The 24,731-nt window shown below is 70.7% G+C and carries 22 protein-coding genes; 18 read left to right on the top strand and 4 right to left on the bottom strand.

Annotation, left to right across the window (positions count from 1 at the left end; all coding sequences use genetic code 11):
• Positions 1-8 precede the first annotated feature (8 nt).
• The 11 genes from G6038_RS03435 (at position 9) to G6038_RS03485 (ending at position 12,814) form a co-directional block, all read left to right on the top strand.
• Positions 9-2,531, top strand: a complete 2,523-nt coding sequence (locus tag G6038_RS03435) for an FtsX-like permease family protein (protein ID WP_165035928.1) — start codon at positions 9-11, stop codon at positions 2,529-2,531.
• A gap of 228 nt (positions 2,532-2,759) precedes the next feature.
• Positions 2,760-4,349, top strand: a complete 1,590-nt coding sequence (locus G6038_RS03440; protein WP_165035929.1) for an alpha/beta hydrolase — start codon at positions 2,760-2,762, stop codon at positions 4,347-4,349.
• The gene (locus G6038_RS03445; RefSeq protein ID WP_206024211.1) at positions 4,346-4,831 is read left to right on the top strand and encodes an LppA family lipoprotein; all 486 of its coding nucleotides are present in this window, start codon (positions 4,346-4,348) and stop codon (positions 4,829-4,831) included. The genes G6038_RS03440 and G6038_RS03445 overlap by 4 nt, the downstream gene beginning before the upstream one ends.
• A gap of 131 nt (positions 4,832-4,962) precedes the next feature.
• Positions 4,963-5,394, top strand: coding sequence for a helix-turn-helix domain-containing protein (locus tag G6038_RS03450; protein ID WP_165035930.1), 432 nt, complete (start codon positions 4,963-4,965; stop codon positions 5,392-5,394).
• Positions 5,391-6,230, top strand: a complete 840-nt coding sequence (locus G6038_RS03455; RefSeq protein WP_165035931.1) for an alpha/beta fold hydrolase — start codon at positions 5,391-5,393, stop codon at positions 6,228-6,230. The genes G6038_RS03450 and G6038_RS03455 overlap by 4 nt, the downstream gene beginning before the upstream one ends.
• A 163-nt stretch (positions 6,231-6,393) precedes the next feature.
• Entirely contained in the window at positions 6,394-7,947 is a 1,554-nt protein-coding gene (locus G6038_RS31785; RefSeq protein ID WP_165035932.1) for an HD domain-containing phosphohydrolase, read from the top strand.
• Positions 7,948-8,037: 90 nt separating this feature from the next.
• Positions 8,038-8,853, top strand: coding sequence for an alpha/beta hydrolase (locus G6038_RS03465; RefSeq protein ID WP_165035933.1), 816 nt, complete (start codon positions 8,038-8,040; stop codon positions 8,851-8,853).
• Positions 8,854-9,261: 408 nt separating this feature from the next.
• Entirely contained in the window at positions 9,262-10,440 is a 1,179-nt protein-coding gene (locus tag G6038_RS03470; protein WP_165035934.1) for a cytochrome P450, read from the top strand.
• Positions 10,437-10,631 carry a ferredoxin gene (locus G6038_RS03475; RefSeq protein WP_165035935.1) on the top strand — a complete coding sequence of 65 codons (195 nt, stop codon included), beginning with the start codon at positions 10,437-10,439 and terminating at the stop codon, positions 10,629-10,631. The genes G6038_RS03470 and G6038_RS03475 overlap by 4 nt, the downstream gene beginning before the upstream one ends.
• Before the next feature lie 28 nt (positions 10,632-10,659).
• Complete coding sequence (locus G6038_RS03480; protein WP_165035936.1) at positions 10,660-11,790, top strand: FAD-dependent oxidoreductase; 1,131 nt, start codon at positions 10,660-10,662, stop codon at positions 11,788-11,790.
• A 58-nt stretch (positions 11,791-11,848) separates the two neighbouring features.
• Positions 11,849-12,814 carry a LysR family transcriptional regulator gene (locus tag G6038_RS03485; protein ID WP_165035937.1) on the top strand — a complete coding sequence of 322 codons (966 nt, stop codon included), beginning with the start codon at positions 11,849-11,851 and terminating at the stop codon, positions 12,812-12,814.
• Between the two features lie 3 nt (positions 12,815-12,817).
• Here the strand turns inward: G6038_RS03485 and G6038_RS03490 are convergent, their stop codons facing one another.
• Positions 12,818-13,405 carry a TetR/AcrR family transcriptional regulator gene (locus tag G6038_RS03490; protein ID WP_165035938.1) on the bottom strand — a complete coding sequence of 196 codons (588 nt, stop codon included), beginning with the start codon at positions 13,403-13,405 and terminating at the stop codon, positions 12,818-12,820.
• A gap of 148 nt (positions 13,406-13,553) precedes the next feature.
• Here G6038_RS03490 and G6038_RS03495 point away from each other — a divergent pair, with 148 nt between their 5' ends.
• From G6038_RS03495 to G6038_RS03525, 7 genes are all read left to right on the top strand, one after another.
• A complete protein-coding gene (locus G6038_RS03495) occupies positions 13,554-14,552 on the top strand; it encodes a phosphotriesterase (protein WP_165035939.1) in 999 nt (332 codons plus the stop codon).
• A gap of 48 nt (positions 14,553-14,600) precedes the next feature.
• The gene (locus G6038_RS03500) at positions 14,601-15,554 is read left to right on the top strand and encodes a phosphotriesterase (RefSeq protein ID WP_165035940.1); all 954 of its coding nucleotides are present in this window, start codon (positions 14,601-14,603) and stop codon (positions 15,552-15,554) included.
• Between the two features lie 71 nt (positions 15,555-15,625).
• The gene (locus G6038_RS03505) at positions 15,626-16,753 is read left to right on the top strand and encodes an FAD-dependent monooxygenase (RefSeq protein ID WP_165035941.1); all 1,128 of its coding nucleotides are present in this window, start codon (positions 15,626-15,628) and stop codon (positions 16,751-16,753) included.
• 4 nt (positions 16,754-16,757) lie between these two features.
• Entirely contained in the window at positions 16,758-17,699 is a 942-nt protein-coding gene (locus G6038_RS03510; RefSeq protein ID WP_165035942.1) for an alpha/beta hydrolase, read from the top strand.
• A 1-nt stretch (position 17,700) separates the two neighbouring features.
• A complete protein-coding gene (locus G6038_RS03515) occupies positions 17,701-18,642 on the top strand; it encodes an MBL fold metallo-hydrolase (protein WP_165035943.1) in 942 nt (313 codons plus the stop codon).
• Positions 18,643-18,665: 23 nt separating this feature from the next.
• Positions 18,666-20,399, top strand: a complete 1,734-nt coding sequence (locus G6038_RS03520; RefSeq protein ID WP_165035944.1) for a CocE/NonD family hydrolase — start codon at positions 18,666-18,668, stop codon at positions 20,397-20,399.
• 79 nt (positions 20,400-20,478) lie between these two features.
• Positions 20,479-21,477, top strand: coding sequence for a hypothetical protein (locus G6038_RS03525; RefSeq protein WP_165035945.1), 999 nt, complete (start codon positions 20,479-20,481; stop codon positions 21,475-21,477).
• 24 nt (positions 21,478-21,501) lie between these two features.
• On the opposite strand, the gene G6038_RS03530 is transcribed toward G6038_RS03525, so the two are convergent.
• The 3 genes from G6038_RS03530 to G6038_RS03540 are packed head-to-tail and all read right to left on the bottom strand — an operon-like array spanning position 21,502 to position 24,637.
• Entirely contained in the window at positions 21,502-22,479 is a 978-nt protein-coding gene (locus tag G6038_RS03530) for a glycerate kinase (protein ID WP_165035946.1), read from the bottom strand.
• On the bottom strand, positions 22,461-23,414 hold the full coding sequence (locus G6038_RS03535) for a hydroxymethylglutaryl-CoA lyase (RefSeq protein WP_346772734.1): 954 nt from the start codon (positions 23,412-23,414) through the stop codon (positions 22,461-22,463). The genes G6038_RS03530 and G6038_RS03535 overlap by 19 nt, the downstream gene beginning before the upstream one ends.
• Positions 23,411-24,637: a CaiB/BaiF CoA-transferase family protein gene (locus G6038_RS03540; protein ID WP_165035947.1), complete on the bottom strand. Its 1,227-nt coding sequence runs from the start codon at positions 24,635-24,637 to the stop codon at positions 23,411-23,413. Before G6038_RS03540 ends, G6038_RS03535 begins: the two co-directional genes overlap by 4 nt.
• Between the last annotated feature and the right edge of the window lie 94 nt (positions 24,638-24,731).

Consider the following 24,731-nt stretch of genomic DNA (forward strand, 5'->3'; position numbering starts at 1 on the left):
AGCCGACCATGAGTGCGAATCCCATCCGCAGGGTTGCCCTGCGCAACCTCGCCGCTCACAAGGTGCGGCTGCTGCTGACCGTCCTGTCCGTGGTGCTCGGCACCGCGTTCGTCACCGGCTCCTTCGTCTTCACCGACACCCTGCAGCGCACGTTCGACAGCATCTTCGCCGACGCCGCCAAGGGCGTCGACGTCCGCGTCAGCAGCGAACAGCAGGGCGCGAGCGGCGTCCCCGACTCCGATGTCGCCGTCGTCGCCGCGGTCCCCGGCGTGCGTACCGTGGTGCCGGCGTTCGGTGGGCCGGTCATCGTCCTCGACTCCGAGGGGGCGGCCATCCAGACCGGCGGTGCCCCCAGCGAGGGCACCGCCTACATGCCGCCCGACCAGCAGCTCGGCGACCCCAACGAGTTCGTCGCCGGACAACCGCCCACCGTCGACGGCGAGATCGCGCTCAACTCGAGCGCCGCCGAGCGTGCCGGATTGTCCGTCGGCGACCCGACGAAGATCCTCGCCGCCTCGGCCGGGATCGTCCCGGTCACGGTCAGCGGCATCTACGACGTCGAGACCGACACCGGCGGCTACGTCGGGGCGATGTTCACCGAGAACCAGGCCCGCACCCTGTTCACCGACGGCACGCACGTGCAGTACATCGACGTCGCCGGTGACGGTGTGCCCGCGGACGAGCTGCGGGACCGGATCGCCGCCGCTGTGCCCGGCCAGAAGGTCCAGACGGGCGCCGAGGTCAGCGAGGAGATCAAGACCGAGATCGAGGAGGCGCTGAGCTTCCTGAACTACTTCCTGCTCGCGTTCGGCGCGATCGCGCTGCTGGTGGGCACCTTCATCATCTACAACACCTTCTCGATGATCGTGGCGCAGCGACTGCGGGAGCTCGCGTTGCTGCGGGCGATCGGGGCGAGCCGCAGCCAGGTGGGCCGGTCGGTGAACCTCGAGGCACTGGTCGTCGGGATCGTGGGCAGTGCCCTCGGCATCGCCGGCGGCGTGGCCCTGGCCTACGGGCTGCGCTCCGCGCTCAACGCGTTCGACGTCGGCCTGCCCTCGGGCCCGCTGCAGCTCGCGCCGCGCACCGTGCTCGTGGCCCTGCTCATCGGTGTGGTCGTCACCGTGGTCAGCGCCTACGCGCCGGCCCGCCGCGCGAGCAAGGTCCCGCCGGTCGCGGCCATGCGGGAGGAGTCCACCGCGACCGTCGAGTCGCTGCGGCTGCGCACCGTCATCGGTGCCGTCGCCGCGGTGGCCGGTGCCGTCACCGTCGTCGTCGGCGCCCAGGGCACCGGCGGTGGCGCGGCCTCCACCGTCGGCGTCGGGGCCTTCGCCCTGATTATCGCGGTCCTGCTCGCGGCGCCCGCGCTGTCGCGGCCCTTCGTCGCGGGGCTCGGCGCGGTGTTCGCCCGCCCGTTCGGGGCCGTGGGCCGGCTCGCCCGCACCAACGCGGTGCGCAACCCCCGCCGTACCGCCGCCACCGCCTTCGCGCTCACGTTGGGTCTGATGCTGGTGTCGGTGATCGGGGTGTTCGGCGCGTCCGCCAAGGAGAGCGTCAACTCGCTCGTGGACACCGGCGTCAAGTCCGACTTCATGCTCACCGGACCGCAGATGATCGGGGTGCCCGTGGGGGCCGCCGCCGCGGCGGCGCGGGCCGAGGGCGTGGAGGAGACCATCGCGATGCACGGCGTCCCGGCGCGCATCGGCGACGAGGACACGTTCGGCGTCGCGCTGTCCGGCCCCCTCGGCGACGTGCTCGAGGTCGACGTCACCGAGGGCCGGGAGGACGTCGCCGGCACCGACCTGCTGGTGTCGCAGACCACGGCGGACGAGAAGGGCTGGAGGGTCGGCGACCCGGTCACCCTCACCAGCCGCGACGGCGAGGACGTCGGCACGACGGTGAGCGGCATCTTCGCCGACAACCAGTTGCTCGGCTCGTGGGTCGTCTCCGAGGAGGTCTACCAGCAGTTCACCTCGCCGGCGACGCGATCGGACTTCGTGGTGTTCGTCAACACCGCGGCCGGCAGCGACCCGGAGACGATCCGCACGGCGCTCGAGGACGCCACGAAGCAGTTCGTCGTGGTCCAGGTGCTCGACCGGGACCAGTTCAAGGGCCAGCAGGCCGCCCAGATCGACACGCTGCTCGCCGTGCTCTACGGGCTCCTGGCGCTGGCCGTGGTCATCGCGGTCCTGGGCATCGTCAACACCCTCGCCCTGTCGGTGGTGGAGCGTCGCCGGGAGATCGGCATGCTCCGCGCGGTCGGCATGCAGCGGGTCCAGGTCCGCCGCACCATCTACATCGAGTCGATGCTCATCGCGGTGTTCGGCGCGGTCGTCGGTCTGGTGCTGGGCCTGGCGTTCGGCTGGGGCTTCGTCCGGACGCTGGCCGACCAGGGCCTCGACAAGATCGCCGTCCCGTGGGGGCAGGTGATCGCCATGCTCGTCGGATCCGGGGTGGTCGGTGTGCTCGCCGCCCTGTGGCCCGGCGTCCGGGCCGCACGCACGCCGCCGCTCGAGGCGATCTCCGACATCTGACGCGGCGGGACCTCGGGCCCGTCTCCTTCCGCCCCCGGCGCCGCGCGCCGGGGGCGGAACTCGTGCTGCCGCCGTCGCGACCCGGCCGCGGTGACGGGGACACTCGCCTCCGGACGTGAGTTGTCCACAACCGGCTCGTTCCTCCACAGTTTCACGCCGACGGCATTGCACCCCGCCGCGGCAGGCGCGCAGTGGATTACGCTGCCGCGCCGAGGGGGGGTGGAACGAATGGATCTTCGGCAGTTGCAGCGGTGGGACCCGGACGCGCTGGACGGTCTCGTCGCGGTGCTGGACCGGCACGCGGGGCAACTCGAGCGGATCGGCGCGCAAATCACCGCGTCGGGACGGTTCGACGGACAGTGGTCGGGCGTCGCGCACGCCGCCGCCGAGCGGCGACTCGGTGACGTCACCGGCGGGATCGCGCGACGGTCCGACGCGTATCGCGAGGTGAGCCGCTGCGCGGCATGGTGCGCGCCGCGGCTGCGGGCGCTGCGCGCGGAACTCGACGAGGCGACTCGCTGGGCGCAGGACCGGGCGTTGACCGTGCGGGACGACGGAACCGTGGTGGGCGGCCTGGGACCGGGCACCGACTCGGAGCGGCACGAGGCACAGACCCGCATCCGTGCGGTCCTCGACCGGGCCGAGGCGCTGGATCGGTGGGCCGCAACCGACCTCGGCCGCGTGCCGGACGACAGACCTTCGCGTCCGCTCGGTTTCGGGGGCGTGCGCGCTGTGCCGGCGTCCGCCCCGGCGGTGCCGGCCCCGGGTACGGCGGCGGCCCAGGTGGCCGCGTGGTGGGCCGGACTCGACCACGGCGAGCGCACGAAGGTCGTCACCCTGGCGCCCGAGTCGATCGGCAACCTCGACGGGGTGCCGGCCGCGGTCCGCGACCTGGCCAACCGCGCGCAGCTGACGGGGGAACGGCGCCGGCTCGAGGAGGTCGCCGCCCGATTGCAGGCCCAGCTCGACGCCGATCCCCTCGGCGGACTGACGAGCAACGCCGACGCCGGACTCGCCCAGACCCGCAACAAGATCGCCGCGCTCGACGCCATCGAGACGACGCTGGCCCGCGAGGACAGGCGGCTGCTGGGCCTCGATCTCTCGGGCCGGGAAGCGATGGCCGCGGTGGCGGTCGGGGACGTCGACACCGCCGACCACGTCACCGTGTTCACCCCCGGCGCCGGCTCCACGGTGCAGGGCAACCTCGCCGGATACGACACCCGGATGGCGGCGCTGCGGGAGGAGACCATGCGCCACCTGCAGGAGGCCGGCCGCGCCGCCGAGTCGGTCGCCGCCGTGACGTGGCTGAACTACCAGGTGCCGCAATGGGGCTGGGGCCTCGCCCGCACCGAGCTGAGCCCGGTGTCCGACCTCGCGGCGGTTCGTGCCGCCCCGCGGCTCGCCGGCTTCCTCGACGGTCTGCACGCCGAGCGGGACCCGCACGTCACCGCCGTCGGCCACTCCTACGGCGCGCTCGCCACCGGCCTGGCGCTGCAGCAGGGGGTCGGGGTGGACGCCGCCGTGTTCCTCGGCGCCCCGGGAATCGGCACCGACGACGTCGCCGAACTCGGTGTGCCGCCGGGCGCGACGTACCTCGTGGAGGCCGACCGCGACCCGGTCGGTGACGTCGGCACGTTCGACGGCGATCCGAGTTTCCTCGACGGCGTGACCCACCTGTCGAGCGACGCCGGGGCGGACGCGTCCGGCCGGCCGCGGCTCGGCTCGACCGGGCACAGCGAGTACCTGAGCGACGGAACGATGAGCCTGTACAACGTCGCCGCGGTCGTCGGCGGCCTCCCGGATCGGGTGGTGCGATGAAGGTTCTGCGCGTCGGTGTGCCGGCGCTGGCCCTGTCGCTCGCGGGGTGCGCGGGCGGACCGGTCCCCGTCGCCGTGCCCGAGCCGGTCGCCGCGGACCGCGCCGGTGCCGTCGAGTACTACACCCGGGTCCGGCGCGACGCGATGGCCGCCCTGACGGACGCTTTCCCGGAGATGCAGTTCCGGCAATCGGACCCGGCCACGACGGCCTACTGCGAAATGCCCGACGGATCGGAGGGCACCACGGTATTCCTCCCGATCCACCTCTCCGATCGGCCGGTGCCGCCGGGGCAGCTGGAGCGGGCGGCGCGGGTGTTCGAGGAATCGTTGGCGGGCACCGGTTTCCACGGTGCCCGGTCGCTGCCGGTCGAGACCGGGCTCCAGATCCGGATGTTCGCCGCGGACGGTTCCTCCATCGCGTTCGGCAGCTATCTCGCCGCGACGGTGGGCCTGACGGTGGGGTGCTACCCGGACCGGCCGTAGTGAACTCCCCGTGCCCGCCGGTGTGCGACGACGGAGGGAGGGCGCGGGAGGCGCGGAGCGGGGGAGAGGTTCCTCATACGTATGTAAAAGTACCCATTGCGCGGATACTGAGGGAAGTTTAGGGTAGCTATGTGAGTGAACGTCTCTATTCGGTGGACGAGGTAGCCGAAAGCCTGGGTCTGCACGTGCGCACCATCCGCAACTACGTGCGCTCCGGGCGGCTCCCCGCGGTCCGCATCGGTAAGCAGTACCGCATCGCGCAGCAGGACCTGGAGGCGTTCACCGGCCGTCCGATGCCGCCGTCGTCACGCGAGACGGCCGGACGCCGGCGGCACACCGACGTGTCGAGCATCGTGGAGATCGACGCGGTCGGCGCCGAGACGGCCCACCGCCTGACCACTCTCGTGACGAGCGCGGCGGGCAACCGCCGTTCGGGCGACGAGCCACTGCGGATCGAGACGGTGTACGACGAAAGGAGGGCAAGGATGAAGATCGTCATCCTCGGTGGGCTGGCCGACACCGCCCGGCTGTTCGACTACATCGACGGGGTGCTGGCGTCGTGAGCACGATCTACACGTCCGAGGCCGGCGCCCGCGAGGTCCGGCGGCGCTATCGTGATGCCCTGCGGGACTGGCCGATTCCGGCCGAGCAGGTGCGGGTACCCAGCCGCCAGGGTGAGACCTTCGTGGTCGTCTCCGGTCCGGACGACGCGCCGCCCTTGCTGCTGCTGCACGGCTCGGGAGCGAACGCGACGATGTGGCGTGACGACATCGCCTCCTGGGCGCGGCATTTCCGAACCTACGCCGTCGACCTCATCGGTGAACCGGGGGAGAGCGCGCCGTCCCGGCCGCCCCTGGCCTCCGACGCGTACGCGCTGTGGCTCGACGACGTGCTCGAAGGTCTGGGGATCACGAGCGCTGCGATCGTCGGCGTGTCCCTCGGCGGCTGGATGGCGGTGGACTACGCCACGCGACGCCCGGAACGGGTGACACGGCTGGTCCTGCTGTGCCCCGGTGGCCTGGGCAGGCAGCGGATGGGCTGGCTGGTCAAGGCGATGTTCCTGCGTCTTTTCGGGCGCCGGGGGACACTTCGTTCGGCGGCCGTCGTCACCGGCCTGGACACTCCCGAGACGCGTCCGGTCCTCGACGAGGTGGTGCTGACGTTCGCCCATTTCAAGCCGCGTACGGAGCGGTTGCCCGTGTTCTCCGACGACGCGCTGCGGCGGCTGACCATGCCCGCGCTCGTGATCGTCGGGGGCCGCGACGTCCTGTTCGACTCCGAGGGCACCGCCGACCGCGTTCACCGGTGCGTCCCGCACGCGACCGTCGAGGTCCTACCCGAGACCGGGCACGCGATCCTCGGCCGGACGGAATCCGTCCTCGAATTCCTGCGCGACTGACCCGTCGCGCAGCAACCTCCTTCGGTCGAGTCGAACCGACAGGGGAGACGCGGCACGCGCCCGAACCTGCCTCCCGGGACGTACCGGCCCGCGGACCGGTGCTGTGCGGGATCGACGGTCGAATCGCGACTACTGGGAAGTTCCGGCTGGGATAGTAGTGGTTGTGAGCGACCAGGCCCGGTCCGGACGCGTGGCCGAGTTGACGATTGCGTTGTCGTTGGCGACGGATCTGGGCACGGGCCAGCCGATGGAGCACGGGTTACGTACGTGCCGGCTGTCACTGGCCGTGTCGGAGGCGCTCGGATTGGCTGCGCCGACGCGGTCCTGCGTGTATTATGTTGCGCTGCTTCGGTTTCTGGGATGCACCTCGGATGCGTCGGGGACCGCGGTACTGGCCGGCGGCGACGACCTCGCGTTCGACGCGGCGATGGCGCCGATGCTGATGGCCGAGCCCGGTGACGGTATGCGCTACTTCGTGCGCCATCTGGCGAGCGATCTCCCGTTGCCCCGCCGCGTGGGGCGGATTGTGCGGGCACTGAGCGACCCGGACATGAATCGGCGCAGCCTGTCGCAACACTGTGAGGCGGGGGCCCGCCTGGCAACCCGACTCGGGATGACCGAATCCGTCCGTCGGTCGCTCGCGCATGCGTACGAGCGCTGGGACGGCAAGGGCTATCCGGCCGGCCTGGCGGCCGACGAGGTGCCGGTGGCGGTGCGGATCGTGACGGTCGCCCGAGACGCCGAGTTGTGGGCGCGCCGGGCGGGCTGGTCGGCAGCCACCGACGTGCTGTTGCACCGCAGGGGTCGCGCGTACGACCCGGCCGTGGTCGACGCCGTGGTCGCCGACGGTGAACACTGGCTCGCCGGAATCGGTGACGATCCGTGCGCGGCGGTCCTCGACGCCGAGCCGGCACCGGCCCTGACGATCGAGGCGGGCGACCTCGACGTGGCTCTCACCGCGGTGGCCGATTTCACCGATCTGAAGTCGCCGTACCTTCGAACCCATTCGACCGGTGTCTCGCGGCTGGCCGCCGCTGCCGCCGATGCCGCCGGCCTCAGCACTGCCGACGCGACGACGCTCGGTCGGGCCGGGCTGGTCCACGACGTCGGACGTGTCGGTATCCCCAACGGGATCTGGGATCACCGGGGCCCGCTCAGCGCCGAACAGTGGGAACGGGTTCGGCTGCACCCCTACCTCGGCGAGCGGGTCCTGCACCGCTGCGCGCTCCTGGCCCCCTTCGCCGACCTCGCGGCCCGCCACCACGAGCGAGCCGACGGCTCCGGATACCACCGCGGGGCATCGGGAGACCAGCTCGGCCTCGCTGCTCGGCTGTTGGGCGCCGCCGATGCCTACCATGCGATGACCGAGACGCGGCCGCACCGGCCGGCGCTCGCCCCGGCCGACGCGGCGTCGCAGTTGCTCGCCGAGGTCGATGCGGGCCGCTTCACCCGGGTCGAGGTCGACGCGGTGCTCGACGCTGCCGGTCAGCGGAGCCGCCCCCCGCGGATCTCCCGTCCCGCGGGCCTCACCGAGCGCGAAGTCGAGGTGCTGGCGCTCATCGCCCGCGGCCGCACCAACAGGGAAGTGGCGGCCGCCCTCGTCATCTCGCCCAAGACGGTGGGGCACCACATCGAGCACATCTACACCAAGGCCGGGGTCACCACGCGTGCGGGCGCGACGCTGTTCGCAATGGAGCACGACCTCCTCTCGCCCTGACCGGCGTCGGAAATGGGGCGAACGCCCGATGTGTGCCGGCGGCGACCGGTTCACACTCGCTGGCAGGGACCGAAAACGAGGGAGGCAGCCATGCCGACGATCGACATCAACGACACCAGAATCTATTTCGAGCGCACCGGGGCCGGGCGGGCGATCCTGTTCGTGCACGGTATGTGCGGCGACGCCGAGGTCTGGGCAGACCAGGCCCGGCGGTTGTCGGACCGCTACACGTGCGTGCGGTACGACCGCCGAGGCCACAGCCGAAGTTCCCGCGGCGATGCCGTGATCAGCGACTCCCTGCACGCGGACGACGCCGCCGCCCTGATCGAAGCCTTGGAACTTGCCCCCTGCCTCCTGGTGGGATCGAGCAGCGGCGCCGCCGTCGCCGTCGAGGTCGCGTTGCGGTACGGTCACCTGCTCCGCGGCGCAGTTTTCAGCGAGCCGCCGCTGTTCGGCCTCGATCCGGCTGCCGGCCGGATCGTCCTTCGCGACGTGGTGCCCCGCGTCGAGCAGGCCACCGCCGCCGGCGGACCGGCCGCCGGGGTCGACGCGTTCTTCTCCGTCGTCTGCCCGGGGCTGTGGTCGATGATCGACGAGGAACGAAGGAACCGCTATCGGGCCAACGCCGACATCGGCTTCACCGACCTGCGGTCCCCGTCGCTCGAGGTCACGGCCGGGGACCTGGCCGCCGTGACAGTGCCCGCGCTCGTCGTCGCCGGAAGCGAAAGCCACCCGTCGCTGCGGTCGATCGCCCGGCAACTGGCCGCGGCCCTTCCCGACGCTCGTTTCGTCGAGCTCGAGGGCAGCGGACACGTCACCTACGCCGAGCGGCCCGACGAATTCGCCGATGCTGCTGCGTCGTTCGCCACCGAGCTCGACCGGTGCACGGCAGCCGCGCAGGACTGAAGGCACGGAAGTCATGAGCCACCGAGGGCTGCCGAAGCCGGTGCAACCCGTTTCGACGTGCGATCCACCGACGGAACACCGCTGGCCGTGTGGGTCGACGGCGATCGATGCGATCGGGTCCGCAATGGCCGGCCCTCCTCGCCGCTGCGCCCACGGTGTCCAGGGAGTGCAGAGCCGAGGAGGACTGGGTGTATCGGTCCGGCCGGTTCGACGGGGTCGCGGCCCCGACGCTCCTGCTGGCGGGCACCGAAAGTCCTTCTCGGTTGAAGGAGGCAACTCACCGCGCAGCGGGTGCAATTCCCGGCCTGCTGCCACCGGAGACCGCGGGACATCACATCAACAGGGTGCATGTTCTTGTATGCGTAATATGAGTTGGATTTATGTGAGTGCAGTCACTTCACTGGGTGCATGACCAGCAGCACTCCCGCGAGTTCCGATATCGACCTCTTCGCCGACGAGGTCCTGACCGACCCCTATCCGACGTACGCCCGACTCCGCGATCTCGGCGCGGTGGTGCATCTGCCCGCCAACGACGCCTATGCCCTCACCCGGTACGACGTCATCCGCGACGCCCTGGCCGACCCCGGCACCTTCTCGTCCCGGACGATCGGCTTCAACCCGATGGTCAACGAGGCGCTCCAGGGCACGTCACTGGCCTCCGACCCACCGATCCACACCGAACTGCGCGCGGCCCTCACCGAGAACCTCACCCCGCGGGCGCTGCGGGGACTCAAGGGCCAGATCGAGGCCAAGGCCGATGCGCTGGTCGCGGACCTGGTGGCCGAGGGATCGTTCGAGGCCATCGATGCGCTGGCCCGCGCCTTTCCGCTCGAGGTCGTCGCCGACCTGATCGGCTTCACCGGCGCGGCGCGCGAGAACATGCTGCGCTGGGGACAGGCCGCGATCGAGGTCATCGGCCCGATGAACCAGCGGACGGCCGAGAACTTCCCGATCGCGGGTGAGCTCTACGAATGGTGCGCCGGGGTCCGGGCCGAGGATCTGGCACCGGGGTCGGTGGGTCGCGGGATCTTCGATGCCGAGGCCCGGGGCGCCATTCCGCCCGGCACCGCCGGCCACATCATCCACCAGTACCTCGGTGCGGGGGTGGACACCACGATCACCGCGCTCGGCAACGTCGTCGCGCTCTTCTCGGCCTTCCCCGACCAGTTCGACCTGATCCGCCGGAATTCCGCCCTGGTGCCGGCCGCCTTCAACGAGGCACTTCGCTTCTGGGCTCCGATCCACGCGTGGGGCCGCGAGGTCACGCAGGACGTGGAGATCGACGGCACCCTGGTGCCGGCCGGATCCCGGGTGGCGATCCTCTTCGGTGCGGGCAATCGCGACCCTAGGCACTACGAGAACCCGGACGCCTTCCTGGTCGAACGGAACCCCGTCGACCATCTGTCCTTCGGCTACGGTCCGCACGGCTGCGCCGGTCAGGGCCTGGCCCGTCTCGAAGCTCACGCCGTCATCGCGGCACTGGCGAATCACGCGCAGCGGCTCGTGGCCGCCGAGCCGGTTCGCGTGCCCAGCAACATCACCCGTTCCATCGACGAACTCGAGATCCTGAAGGTGGTCCCCGCATGAAGATCGTGCTCGACAGGCCCCGTTGTGAAGGCCACGGACTGTGCGAAGAGGTCGCTCCCGCACTGATGCACCTCGACGACGAGGGCGAACTGATCATCGACGCGGGCGAACTCCCCGAGGGCAGCACCGAACTCGCCGCCGCAGGTGCCGCCGTTCGGGTCTGCCCCGTGGCCGCCCTCAAACTGGCCTGACACCGATACCCGCAGGAACGGAACCCACATGAACAGCACCGAAGCTCCCCGACGAATCATCGTCATCGGCAACGGAATTGCCGGTCAGACGGCCTGTGACAGCCTCCGCGCCGCGGGTTTCGACGGCGACCTGACCATCGTGGGGGACGAACCGCGGGCGGCCTACTCGCGACCGGCGCTCTCCAAGGCGCTCCTGGTCGACGGTGGTTCCCACGAACTGGCGCCGCCCACGCACGGCGCCACCGAGGTGCTCGGGGTGGCGGCCGTCGGCCTCGACGTCGAGTCCCGCCGCGTGCGTCTCGCCGACGGATCGGAGCTGAGCTTCGACGGACTGGTGATCGCGACGGGTTCCCGGGCCCGGCGCCTCGGTGGTCCCCACAGCCCGGAGTCGACCCTGCGCACCCTTGACGACGCCCTCGTCCTCCGGGACCGGCTGGCGGCGCAGCCGTCCGTCGTGGTCGTCGGCGCCGGCCCACTGGGCATGGAGATCGCGTCCGCGGCGCTGTCGGCGGGGTGCGAGGTCACGCTCGTGGCCGACGGGAGGCCGATGCTCCCGCATCTGGGGCCGTGCCTGTCCGAAGCGTTCGCCGCGGCCGCGGTCGCCCGGGGGCTGAAACTGGTCGACGGTACCGCCGCCGGGATCGACGGTTCGCGTGCCGTGGTCCTGAGCGACGGCTCCCGGGTCGAGGCCGACCTGATCGTCACCGCGATCGGCGACATTCCCAACACCGAGTGGATGGCCACCAGCGGCCTGATGGTCGACGGCCGCCTCGAGGCGGACTCGCGGGGACGCGTCGGGCCGGGCATCGTCGCGGCCGGGGACGTCGCGGCGATCCCGACGCGGGGCGGCGTGCGCCGGATTCCGCTGTGGAGCAGCGCCATCGAGCAGGCCAAGGTGGCGGCCGTCGCGCTCCTGGCCGGCGACGACGCGCCCGAACTCGACCTCGAACCGTACTTCTGGACCGAGCAGTTCGGGCTGAACCTCAAGGCGACCGGCCACCTGCCGGCGGCCGGCGAACCCGAGTTCCTCGTCGGGGACAGCCCGCACGGACCGTCGGTGATGCGCTGGACGCACGACGACGGGCGCGGGGTCGCGGTGGCCGTCAATCACCGGATCCCGATCCCGAAGCTGCGCCGCATGGCCTCGGCCGCCACGTGACGCCGCAGTTACGACGGTCGCCGCGGTTTCAGCAAACGGATACGTACAGTTCGTGTGGATGAACCAACCGCTGGACCACCCGAGCGATCCCGACCTGGGACGGCTCGCCTCGGTCAACCTCAACCTGCTGGTGCCGCTGCTGGCACTGCTCGAGGAGGGATCGGTCACCCGCGCCGCAGCCCGGGTGGGCATGACCCAGCCCGCGATGAGCCATGCCCTGGGACGGATGCGCCGGCTGATCGGGGACGACCTGGTGACGCGGCAGGGGAGCGGCCTGGTGCTCACCCCGCGCGCCCTGGAACTGATCGCTCCGCTGCGTGACGTGCTGCGGCAGACCGCGCGGGTGGTGGACTTCCCGGGCTTCGACCCTGCTCGCGACAGCCGCACCATCACCGTGGCGATGACCACCAGCACCGCCTTCGTGCTCGGGCCGAACCTGGCCCGACTGATCGCCGAACGGGCACCGAATGCGACCCTCCGGATGCGCAACTTCGTCGAGCCGCATCCGAGCGACTTCACCGACGACGGGGTGGACGTCGTACTCGTGTCCGAGGCGTTCTCCTCGCCGTACCCGCGACACCGGCTCTACGAGAACCGCTGGGTGGTGATCGCCCACCCGGACAGCGATCCCGAGGCATCTGCGCTGGACCTGCTCACCTCGCTGCCCCACGTCACCTACGACTCCCGGCACCGGGTGGCGCCGTACGCCGCGATGGACGCGCACGGCGTCCATTACCGGATCGGGCAACTGATCTCGGACCACCTGCTCATCCCGCATCTGGTGGCAACGGCCGGTGGCGTGGCGGTGCACACCTTCCGGGTCGCTGTCGCGATGCGGGAACGGGTGAACCTCCGCATCGAGGAGTTCCCGCTGCCGGTCTCGCCGTTGGGTGTCGACATGGTGTGGAACCCGCGCCTGGCGGATGCGGAGTTCATCGGCTGGTTGCGGGAGATCCTGGTCGAGGCGTCCGCCTTCGAGGCCGGCCTCGGCCGCTCGACGACATCGGGGTCCGAGCAGAAGTGAGCCTCAGTCGTCCGATGCGAGCAGGTGGCACCACGAACCGGTGAGTTCGTCGAGGCAGACCTCGCGGGGGGTCCGCCAGCCCACCGAGAAGTAGCGGCGCGAGAGGTACTCGAGCTGGCCGAACGCGAGCACGCAGCGGATCCGGCGACGGTCCGGCGGGAATCGGTTCGCCTGCTCCAGCCCCTCGGTCATCCGGCCGACCGCGTCCTCGAACCACTGCTCGGTCCTGGCCGCGACGTCCGGCTCATGGGCGGCCTGGTAGGACGCGGTGAGGTAGGGCTTGATCTCGTCCCATTGCGAGAACTTGCGGTCCAGCCACTCCTGGATCCGCTCGCGCGAGCCGGAGGCGACCACTGCGGTCAGCGTGGGGTCGTCGGCCGTCGTGAGGATCGCGTCGACCTTCGTCAGCAGTGCGCTCATCACCTCGGCCTTGGACGCGAAGTGCAGGTAGAAGGTCGTCCGGGTCGAGCCGGCGGCGGTGGCGATGTCGTCGATCGTGGTCGCGGCGTAGCCCTTGGTTCCGAACAGCTCGAGTGCCTTCGTGAGGAAGAGCTCGTAGGTCATCTGCTTCTGTGCGGCACGGAGCGACATGGGCTCGGATTCTAGCCGCAGTACAGCCACTGACCTGTCAGCACAGTCACGTGTCGAGATGCATCGTCACTTGACATGATGTAATTCAAACATCTACTGTGATGAGCACCACGTCGTGCCGACGCGACGCTGACGAAAGGAAGTGCCGATGACTGGCGCCCACACTGCCGAGGGCAAGACCGTCCACACCGTCCTCGGCCCCGTTCCCGCCGACGAGTTGGGCGTTGTCTCGGTTCACGAGGCGCTGTTGTCGGTGGTTCCGGGCGCGGAGCACGGCTTCGACATCACCATGGACCGCGCCGAGATCTTCGAGACCCTGGCCGCGAAGCTGACCGATTTCCGCGAACACGGCGGACGGACGATCGTCGACAGCACCGGCATGTTCCACGGTCGCGACGTGAAGCTGTACGAGGCACTCTCCCGCACGACCGGCGTGCACATCGTCGCGTCCACGGGCATGGGACCGGAGAACCTGCTCGGCGGCTACTTCCTCACGCCGCAGACCAACCCGCCCACCCCGTGGCCCGCGGAGAAGTTCGCCGACCTGTTCACCAGGGAGATCACCGAGGGCATGGTGGTGCCCCGCGTCGAGCGCCGCGGCGCCGCAGGCCTGGTGACCACCGCCGCGGATCCCGACGGTATGACCGCCACCGAGGAGAGCCTGTTCCGCGGCGCGGCCCGCACTGCCCTCGCCACGGGAGTCGCGGCCTCGATCCGCTACGGGAACGACGCCGTCCACGACCTCGGGATCGTCCTGGACGAGAAGCTGCCGGCGGACCGCGTCGTCGTCGGTGGTCTCGACCGCAAGGACGCGATCGCCGCCGGCGCACCGCTCGAGATCGCCCGCCGCGGAGCCTTCGTCGCCCTCGACCACGTGGGCACGGCCGACGACATCCACGTCACCGACGAGGAGCGCGCCGCCGTGATCCGCGAACTGATCGAGGCCGGGTACGGAAACCGAATCCTGCTCTCGTGCAACGCGACCGGCGTGTCGAAGGGCGAACCCGACGGAGACGCGGGCCGGGACCTGCCGTTCGGCTACGTGCTCTCGACCTTCGTGCCCCTGCTCACCGCACAGGGTCTCGGCGACGAGGACATCCAGCGCATCCTCACCGGCAACCCGCGCGACCTGCTGACCGTGCGCTGACGCCTCCACCCGAAACCGTCGAAGAGATTTTCCCGAAGGGGAGTTGTTGTGTCGAGAGTGAACACCGTTCTGGGTCCGATCGCGACCGAGGAACTGGGCATCGTCGCCATCCACGAACACATCGGATACGGCATGCCCGGCTCCGAACTGGACACCCGATGGTGGAAGACCCCCGAGGAGCGCTACGAGGAGACCGTCCCGAAGCTGCGCAAGTTCCACGAATACGGGGGCGGCACCTTCGTCGACGTCACCGGCATCTGCAACGGCCGTGACATCGACTACTACAAGTCGCTGTCCGCCAAGACCGGCGTGAACATCATCGCCTGCACCGGGTTCGTCGGCGGCGACACCGCCCTGCCGTTCTTCGAACGGGCGAGCGTGGACTACCTGACCCGGCAGTTCGTGCACGAGATCACCGTCGGCATCGGCGACACCGGCAGCCGCGCCGGCGTCATCAAGGTCGGGGTGAGCCGCGGTGGCCGGATGACGGAGCTGGACAAGCGCATCTACCGTGCCGCCGCTCGCGCCGCGCTGAGCACCGGCGTGCCGATCCTGACCCACCTGGCGATCGACGCCGAGAACGCCATCGCCATCTTCAACGAAGAGGGCCTCCCGCTGGACCGTGTGCTGTTCGGGCACGCCGACGACGGCGTGAACGCCGAGAAGACGCGCGACACCTGGATCGCCGAACAGGGTGGCCGTGTCGGCTTCGACACCTTCGGATACGAGACCGAACTCGAGGACCCGCCGTTCTGGGCCCGGCCGCGCAAGGAACGCCTGGACCACTTCCTCCGGTTCCTCGGGGACGGCCACCTCGACCGGGCACTCGCCGGCGTCGATGCCAACTGCAGCCCGCTCGGGTGGCCGGGCGTCAAGGGCCACACCGTGAACTACCTCTTCGAGGACCTCATTCCGGACCTGCGCGAGGCCGGTCTGGACGAGGCCACGATCACCAAGCTGTTCGTCGAGAACCCGGCCGACTTCCTCACGATCCAGTCCTGATCGCCACAGGACAACCCAGCGCATCCACTCACAGGGCGCTCCCGTACGCCCGACCCAGAGAGAAGAGACCCATGCAGCCTTCAGACCTGAAGAACCTCCGCGTCGCCATCGTCGGCGCGGGATACGCCGGCGCGGCGGCGGCCAAGGCACTGAGCCTGCTCGGTGCCGATGTCGACGTGTACGAGCAGGCCACCGAGGTCCGGGAGGTCGGCGCCGGCATCGGTCTGCGTCCGTCCAGCATGGACCGCTTCCGCGAGTGGGGGATCTTCGATGCGATCGCAAGGGTGAGCTCGCCGAGTGACTACTTCGAGATCCTCACCGCCACCGGTGATCCGATCATGAAGGACACCTGGCCGGCCTCCGCCGACCGGACGAAGACCTACCTGATCCACCGCGGTGACTTCATCGACGCTCTCCTGGGCGTGCTCCCCGAGGGCATGGTGCACCTCGGGCACAAGCTGCAGACCGTCGAGGACCGGGGCGACCGTTCCGTCCTCACCTTCACGAACGGCACGACCGTCGAGGCCGACCTGGTCGTCGGCGCCGACGGCATCAAGTCGGTGGTGCGCCGGCAGCTGTTCAGCGACAAGGACCCACGGTTCTCCGGTGAGCACGCCTACCGCGCAGTGATCTCCGTCGACGACGCCCACGGGATGGTCACCGACGACAACCTCCGGATGTACATCGGCAAGGGAACGAAGGTCTACCTGCTGCCGCTGCGCCACCGGGGTCAGGTGTCCTTCGACATCACTGCCCTGTGCCCGGACAGCACCTGGGCGCCGCAGATCACCAAGGACGATCTCCTGAGGACCGTCGAGGGCTTCGACGAACGGATCGTGAACATCACGCGCGACCTCGCCATGGACACCGTGAACATCCGCGCGGTCTACGACATCGACCCGGTCGACACGTGGCACTCGGACTCGGTCGTCCTCGTGGGCGACGCGGCCCACTCGATGCTGCACCACCAGGGCCAGGGCGCGAACTCGGCAATCCTGGACGGCGGCGGTCTTGCCGACGCCCTGCGGGAGGCAGACTCCGTCGAGGAGGCGCTCGCGTCGTACCAGGCAACCCGCAAGCCGGTGACGGACGAGCTGCAGCGCATCTCGCGTCAGGGATGGACCGAGGACGAGGTCGACGACGTCTTCCCCGGGCAGAAGCCGTCGTCCCAGGCGCCCGTCTCCCAGCCTCAGGTCTGACGTCATGGCACTGCATCCCCAGATCGCACAGGTCCTGGCGAACCTGCCGGCCCCGCCCGAGGGCCCGCTCGACCCCGCGGCCATGCGTGCTGCGGAGGACTCGCAGGTTGCTCCCGTCGAGGAGCGCCTGCCCCTCCATGCCGTCGAGGACACGACCGCGCAGACCCCGTCGGGGGACGTGCCGGTCCGGATCTACACCCCGGTCGACGCCGACTCGTACGGACTGCTGGTGTACTTCCACGGCGGCGCGTTCTTCCTCGGCAGCGTCGACACGCACGACCACGTCGCGCGGAACCTGGCCGAGGAGACCGGGCTGAAGGTCGTCTCCGTCGGCTACCGCCGGGCACCCGAGGCGGCGTTCCCGGCCGGCCTCCAGGACTGCCTCGGGGTGGTCCGGTGGGCCGCAGACAACGGCGAGGCCCTGAAGTGGAACGGTGAGACCCTCGCGCTGGCCGGTGACAGTTCCGGCGGCACCTTCGTCGCCGCCGTCGCCGCGATGGCCCACGACGAGGGATTCGACCGCATCACCCACCAGGTCCTGTACTACCCGTCGCTGGACCTGGACTTCGACGTCGACCGCTACGCCTCCCTGCGGGAGAACGCCGAAGGGTACGGCGTGGAGACGGCGGGACTGAAGGGCTTCAACTCCTTCTACGTCGACAGCGGTGCCGACCCGGTCGACCCGCTCGTCTCCCCGATCAAGCGTGCGGATCTCACCGGGCTGCCCCCGGCGCTGATCATCACCGCCGAGTTCGACCCCATGCGTGACGAGGGCGAGCTCTACGGCACCCGGCTCGGCGAGGCCGGGGTCGACGCGACGGTCAGCCGCTATGCCGGCGCCAACCACGGCTTCGTCCAGAACTTCTCGTGGATCCCCGAGTTCCACCGGGCGTTCGCGGAGACGGCCGAGTTCCTTCGGCAGACCCGACCCGGCCGGGGGGAGTGACATGGCGCAGGACGTGAAGATCCATCCGCTCGTCTCGCCCTGGGGTCGATTCGGTCTCTACAGCTTCTTCATCGACGCCCCTGAACCGGCGATCGTCGACACCGGGATCGCCTGCTCGCCCGCCGAGGGCATGGCTCCTGCGCTCGAGGCCCTCGGGTTCAGGATCGAGGACGTGCGCTGGATCCTGTTGACCCACGGCCACATCGACCACATCGGTGGGGCACACGCCCTGTGGGAACTCACCGGCAGACGCGCCCAGGTCGTGATCCACGAGGCCGACGCACACCTGTTGCGCTCGCGGCAGGCCCATGTCGACGAGTACCTGTCTGTGCGTGGGCAGTACCTGCACGATCCCGACGGCGCTGCGAAGCAGACCGCCACGACGGAGGCCGTCATCTCCGGGGAGATGGAACCGACGATGCTGGTGCGGGGCGGCGAGAAACTGTCCCTCGGCGGCGACGTCACCGTCTCGGTGCATTCCGTCCCCGGGCACACCGCCGGATCGGTCGCGTACGTCGTCGAGGGGCAGAACTCCGTGTTCGTCGGCGACGCCGTGCAGGTCCACGGAGCAGCCAACGGCTTCCCCGGCTACGAGGATCCGGACGCGTACCGGTCGAGCCTGCAGTACCTGCGGGACGAGATCCGCCCGGAGCACCTGTACCTGGGGCATCCGTACCGTCGGGCGGACGGGGTCGCGTACGGCGTCGAACTCGATCGGGTCCAGGCTGCCGAGGCACTCCGCGAGAGTGTGGACATCGAGGGCGGCGTCCGCGGCGCGGCCCATCGGTGCCTGTGCGGCGGTCTGCGGGAGACGGACTCGGCGTACTCGCCGTTCGCACCGGTGGCGGAGGAACTCGGCTACGAGGGGGACCCGACGCTCGAACCGTCCCCGTTCTTCACGTCGCTGCACGGCTACCGCACCCAGTTCACCCAGAAGTCTTGACAGAGGATAGGAGTCGCAGACTCATGGCCGATTTCGAAGAATTCGACGCGGGTGGGCAGACCATCCACATCCACAAGGATCTCCGGGTCCCGATGCGGGATGGGATCGAGCTGGCGGCAGACGCCTACCAGGGTGTCGACGACAAGCCTCGACCGGCGCTGGTCGCGCTGAGCCCCTACGGCAAGGAGCTGCAGGCGCTCGCCCTCACGACGCCGCCGCAGCGTCGCCCCAGCCCGATGTGGGACGGCTGCATCGAAGCCGGGGACATCGCCCGCGTCGTCGCGGAGGGCTACGTCCACGTGATCGGCGACCTGCGCGGCTCCGGCGCCTCCGAGGGCGAGCACATCGGCAACTACAACGCCGGTGGCGTGCCGCTGGGGCAGGACGCCTACGACTTCATCGAGTGGGTCGCCGAGCAGCCGTGGTGCGACGGCAACGTCGGCATGATCGGCATCTCCTATTTCGGGTCGATGCAGGTGCTCGCCGCCGCGGAGCGTCCGCCGCATCTGAAGGCGATCTTCGTCAGCGGCGGCCACTACGACTTCTACGAGACCACCTACCACGGCGGCATCATGTGGTTCATGCCGCGTGCCGCCCGCGAGGGCCGCGGCGGCGACTCCGGCTGGGCCTTCACCGACAACGTCAAGTCCCGCATGCTCGAGACGTACTCCCCGGAGGAGATCAAGGAGCGCGTCGCCGAGCGCCTCGAGGATCCGGATGTGGCCGCCTGGCCGAACCTGGTCCACGTGCTGAACTACCCGAAGCACCACGAGGCCTGGTTCGACATCGTGATGAACGAGCTGGACGGCGAGTGGTACGAGGAGCGCAACCCCATCACGCTGGCCCCGAACATCGACATCCCGGTCTATCTGCAGATCGACCAGGGCCGCGGCTGGACGATGGACGGCACGATCGAACTCTTCGACGCGCTGAAGGGTCCGAAGAAGCTGGACATCGGCCCGTACCCGCCCATGCAGTCGCGCCCCTTCATCGAGGAGCACGACAAGATGTTCCGCTGGTACGACTACTGGATCAAGGGCATCGACAACGGGATCATGGACGAGCCCGCGGTGAATGTCTTCGTCGAGGGCTCGCGTGAGCGGGTGACCGGCAGCCAGTGGCCGCCGAAGGACATCGAGTACAAGTCCCTGTACCTGCGTCCGCGCGGCAAGCTGTCCACCGAGCCGGAGCCGATGGGTGCGCAGTACGCCGCCCCGGACGGCTTCTATCAGGCCCCGCTGACCGTCACCGACAAGGTCGAGATCCTGAAGTGGGAGACCCCGGTGTTCGAGGAGCCCACGGAGATGATCGGCACCGGTGCCGCGCACATCTTCGCGGAAATCGACCAGCCGGACTCGAATTTCATCCTGCGCCTGTGGGACTACGCCCCGGGCGGCAAGCGCCAGCTGATCACCACCGGCTACCTGAAGGCCTCGCACCGCGAGCTGGACGAGCGCACCACCGAGGGCAACCCGTACCACCCGCACACCCGCGCTGTGCCGGTCGAGCCCGGGAAGATCGAGGAGTACGTGCTGCGCCTCTACCCGTTCGCGAACACCTTCCAGCCGGGTCACAAGCTGACCGTGGAGCTGTCCAACGGGGAGCCGCCGGCCGACGAGCACAATGCGCTGCTCCCGCCGGATGCGTTCCACCTGCCGGTGGGCCGCCCGGTCACCCACAAGATCTACCGGGACGCCGCCCACCGGTCCCGGCTCGTGCTGCCGTTCACGACGCGCAAGGCGGGGGAGAAGGAGTAGCGACAGCGGTTTCGGACGCCACGTCCTTCCGCCACGGTGCGTTACGCTCGGGCATCGTCCCGTCGGCGGAAGGGCAGTGATGCGTGCGGTGCTCGGCGTTGCGATCGATGCCGGTGAGGTCTGTGCGGTGCTCGTGGACGCCGACGTTCCGGCGCTCGGCCCGTTCGACACGCAGCGGTGGGCCGCCGGCGATGGCACGGACGCCGAGGCGGTGCGCCGGGCGCTCGCGGTGATGACCGAGCGCGCCGCGCGGGCCGGGGTGCGGTTCGCCCGGGCCGGACTGGTGGCGGCCGAGGCGGTCGTGCCGGACTCCGGGGAGACCACGGTGCCGGTGCAGGCCGTGGGGGTCGACGAGGCACGGCTGGCCTTCCTCGCCGCGACCCCGGAACTCGAGGGTGTACGGGTGGTGGCACTGATCGGCCGCGACGATGCGGCCACGACCGCGTCGGTCGCCGACATCCGTTCGGGAGCGGTCCTGGCGTCGGTCGCCGTGGCGGAGGACGACTTCGGTGGGATCGCCCCGGGCTTGCCGGAGGCCGCGGACGAGGCCGTGGCGCGCGCCGGGGTGGCGCCGGAGGCGCTGGCGTTCCTGGACCTGCGACCCGGCGACGCCGCGGTCGCCCGTGAGTTGTCCGCGGTGCTCGGCGTGCCGTTCGTGACCCCGCACGGTGTGCCGTGGCACCGGGCCACCGGAGCCGCGCTCGTGGCCGCACACACCGATCGGCCGCCGGCCCCGGCACCTTCCCCGGGCCGCCGGGTGGCGGTGCTGGTGTCGGCCCTCGTCGCGCTGGCCGTGCTGCTCGGCGGCGGGCTGGCCGTCGCCATCGGTGTGGCCGGACCGTCCGAGCCGCCGCGCCCGGCCGACGCCGTCCGATCCGTGCCCGCACCGCCGACCACCCTCTCGCCGGAGACCGGGACGCCGTCCGCGGTTCCGTGCCCGGGGCGCGACACTCCGGCCGCGCAGGCACCCGGGGTCCGTCCCGCGGGCTGGTCGGTGCGGGCGTCCGACCCCGATCTCGGCCCCCAGCCCGGCCAGACGCCGCCGACGACGACCGTCACCGCACCGCCGTGCGAATGACGTTCCCCGGGACTATCGTTCGATTCAGGCGAGGCGTGCGAGCCGGGCGCCGGCCGCGCGCATGGCGTCGAGATCGGTGGCGACCATGATCTCGGCGAATCGGTCGCGGTAGTCACCGAGGTCGTCGCCGACGGATCCCACCACCGCCACGACCGGCACCGTGTGGACCCGGGCGAGGATCGCCGAGACGATCTTTCCGGCGCGGGACTGTCCGTCGAGGCGGCCCTCACCGACGACGACGAGGTCGGCGTCGGCGAGGGCCGCGTCGAAACCGACGGCGTCGAGCACGAATTCGGCTCCCGAGCGCAGGTCCGCGCCGAACTGTGCCCACATGCCGCCGGCGAAACCGCCGGCCGCGCCGGTGCCGTCGACCTCGCGCGGATCGCGCGGAAGCGTCACGGCCGCGTCCTCGAGGCGCCGCGTGAGCCGCTCCACGGCCGTCGCGTCGGCGCCCTTCTGCGGGCCGAACACCACGGCGGCGTCGGCGTAACGGGTGGTCACGTCCGTCAGCACCGTGACGGTGGCGGTGCCCAGGCCGCCGGCCTCCACGACGGCGGTGATCGCGCCGAGCCCGCCGTCGGTCGTGGCCGACCCGCCGGCCGCGACGACGATGTGCGTGGCGCCGCGCCGCACGGCCTCGACCATCGCCAGCCCGGTCCCGTAGGTGTCCGCCGTCATCGGATCACGGAAGCCCTTGTGCGGTGTGGTGATTCCGCTGAAGGTGGCGAGTTCGACGACCGCGGTGCCGTCCTCGCCGAGTCCGAACGAGCCCGAGCACGGTGCGCGCCAGGGATTCACGGATTCCATCTCGATCGGTTCGAGGCCGAGCGGGCCGGTGAGCACTTCGAGGGTGCCGTCGCCACCGTCGGCCACCGGCACCCGGATCGCCTCGAGCCCGGCGGATTCCGCGCCGGCCGCCACCTCCTCGGCAACCTCCGCGGCCCGGTACGTGCCCTTGAAACTGTCCGGGGCGATCAGCACCCTCACCGGCTCACCACCCATTCGAACGCCGCGGCATCGGATCGGGCCCCCTGCGCAGCGCGGGAGCGGTTCGGCTCGCCCAGGTCGGCGACGACGGCCTCCCCGAGCCGGACCAGGTCGGCGAACACCGCGGGGGTCAGCCAGGGGGGCCGGGTGGCGAAGAGCAGGTCCTCGCTCGCGGTGTTGCCGCTCGCGCCGGGGGCGAACGGGCAGCCGCCGAGGCCGCCGAGCGAACCGTCCACCACCGCGGCGCCCGCCCCGATCGCCGCGAGGCTGTTGGCGACGCCCAGACCCCAGGTGTCGTGGCCGTGGAAGACGATGCGGCGGGCGGGGGAGTCGTCGCGCACCCGGGACACCAGCGCCGCGACCTGCGCCGGCACGGCCTGGCCGAGGGTGTCCGCCAGCACGATGTCGGCGGCGCCGTCGGCCCTCGGGTCGCGCGCGATCTCGAGCACCCGGCCGGGGTCGACAGGCCCGTCGAACGGGCAGGTGAACGCCGTGGCCAGACAGAGCTGGATGCTCCCGCCGGCGGCGTGGGCGTGTTCCACCGCGGCGGGCATCGCGGCGAGGCTCGCGTCGGTGTCCCGGCCGATGTTGGCGCGATTGTGGGCATCCGACACCGACAGGCAGTACTGGAAGTGCCGCGCGCCGGCGGCGGCCGCCTTCTCCACGTGCCGCGGCGTGGCCACCCAGATGTAGCAGCGGTCGAGTTCCTCGGGGGTGAGCATCCCGATCAGTTCGACCGTGCCGGCCATCGGGGGCACCAGATCGGGCCGGGCCATCGAGCCGATCTCGAGCTGCGGCACGCCGGCGGTCAGCAGGGCACGGACGATCTGTGCCTTGCGCTCGGTGGGCAGCACCTTGCCGGTCAGTTGCAGCCCGTCGCGCAGGGTCACGTCGCGCAGTTGCGGTGCCCCGGCACGCACGACATCACCGCTCACGACACCACCGCTCACGACACCACCTCCAGGAGCTCGTCGATCTCGGCCTCGGTCCGGCCGAGCAGGCCGCCGAGGATCTCGCGGGTGTGTTCGCCCAGGTCCGGCCCGACGTTGCGGATGGGCAGCGACCGGCCGCCGAGCACGGGCACGATGCCCGGGAACCCGACCTGCTTCGGCTCGTCCTCGCCGACGTCGACGGCGAAGTGCTGGATCATGTTCCGGGCCCGGTACTGCTCGTCGTCGACGATGTCGGCCGCCGTGTAGATCGGCCCGCACGGCACCCCCGCGGCCTCGAGGATCCCGAGCACCTCGTCGCGCGGCCGGAGCCGCGTCCAGTCGGCGATCGCGGCGTCGAGTTCCTCCCGCCGGTCCCACCGCCCGTTGTTGGTGGTCAGGCCGGGATCGTCGGCGAGGTCGGGCCGCTCGATGGTGCGCATGTAGCGCTGGAAGATGGCGTCCGCGTTGCCGGCGATGATCACGGAGGTGCCGTCCGAGCAGGGGTAGGCGTTCGAGGGGGCGATGCCCTCCATGCGGCCGCCGACCCGTTCGCGCCGGACGCCGTAGGCGAGGTAGTCGGGAATCAGCGATTCCATCATCGACAGCATCGACTCGTTCAGCGCGACGTCGACGACCCGGTTCACCATCGGCAGCGACCCGATCAGCTGCCGCTGCAGCAACGCCGTGACCGAGCCGAAGGCCGCGTACAGCCCGGCGATGGAGTCGCCGATCGACACCCCGACCCGCACCGGTGGCCGGTCCGGGTCCCCGACGAGTTCGCGGAACCCGCCCACGGCCTCGGCGACGGCCGCGAATCCGGGGCGATCCGCGAGGGGACCCGTCTGGCCGAACGCGGAGATCCGGGTGATCACCAGGTCGGGCTTGATCTCCGACAGCACCTCGGGGCCCATGCCCCACTTCTCCAGGGTGCCCGGCCGGAAGTTCTCGAGCAGCACGTCGCAGTGGCGCACCAGATCGAGGATCACGGCCCGGCCCGCGTCGGTACGCAGGTCCACCACGATGGACTTCTTGTTGCGGTTCACCGTGCGGTACAGCATCGACGTGTCCCCGGCGTACAGGCGCCAGTTGCGCAGTTCGTCGCCGGTGCGGGGACGTTCGACCTTGATGACCTCGGCGCCGAAGTCGGCGAGCAGCCGGCCCGCGGTGGGTGCGGCGATGTAGTTGCCGAGTTCGAGGACGCGGATGCCCGCGAGAGGGCGCAGGATCTCCTCCGAGTTCATGCGCAACAGTGTGCCCTCTACCGCGGCGCGGTGCGTGCCCTCTACCGCGGCGCGGTGCGTGCCCCGCACCGCCGGCGAGCGGACACGCCGCGCC

It is taken from the genome of Rhodococcus sp. 14C212, assembly GCF_011058195.1.
GTDB classification, from domain to species: Bacteria; Actinomycetota; Actinomycetes; order Mycobacteriales; family Mycobacteriaceae; genus Rhodococcus; species Rhodococcus aetherivorans.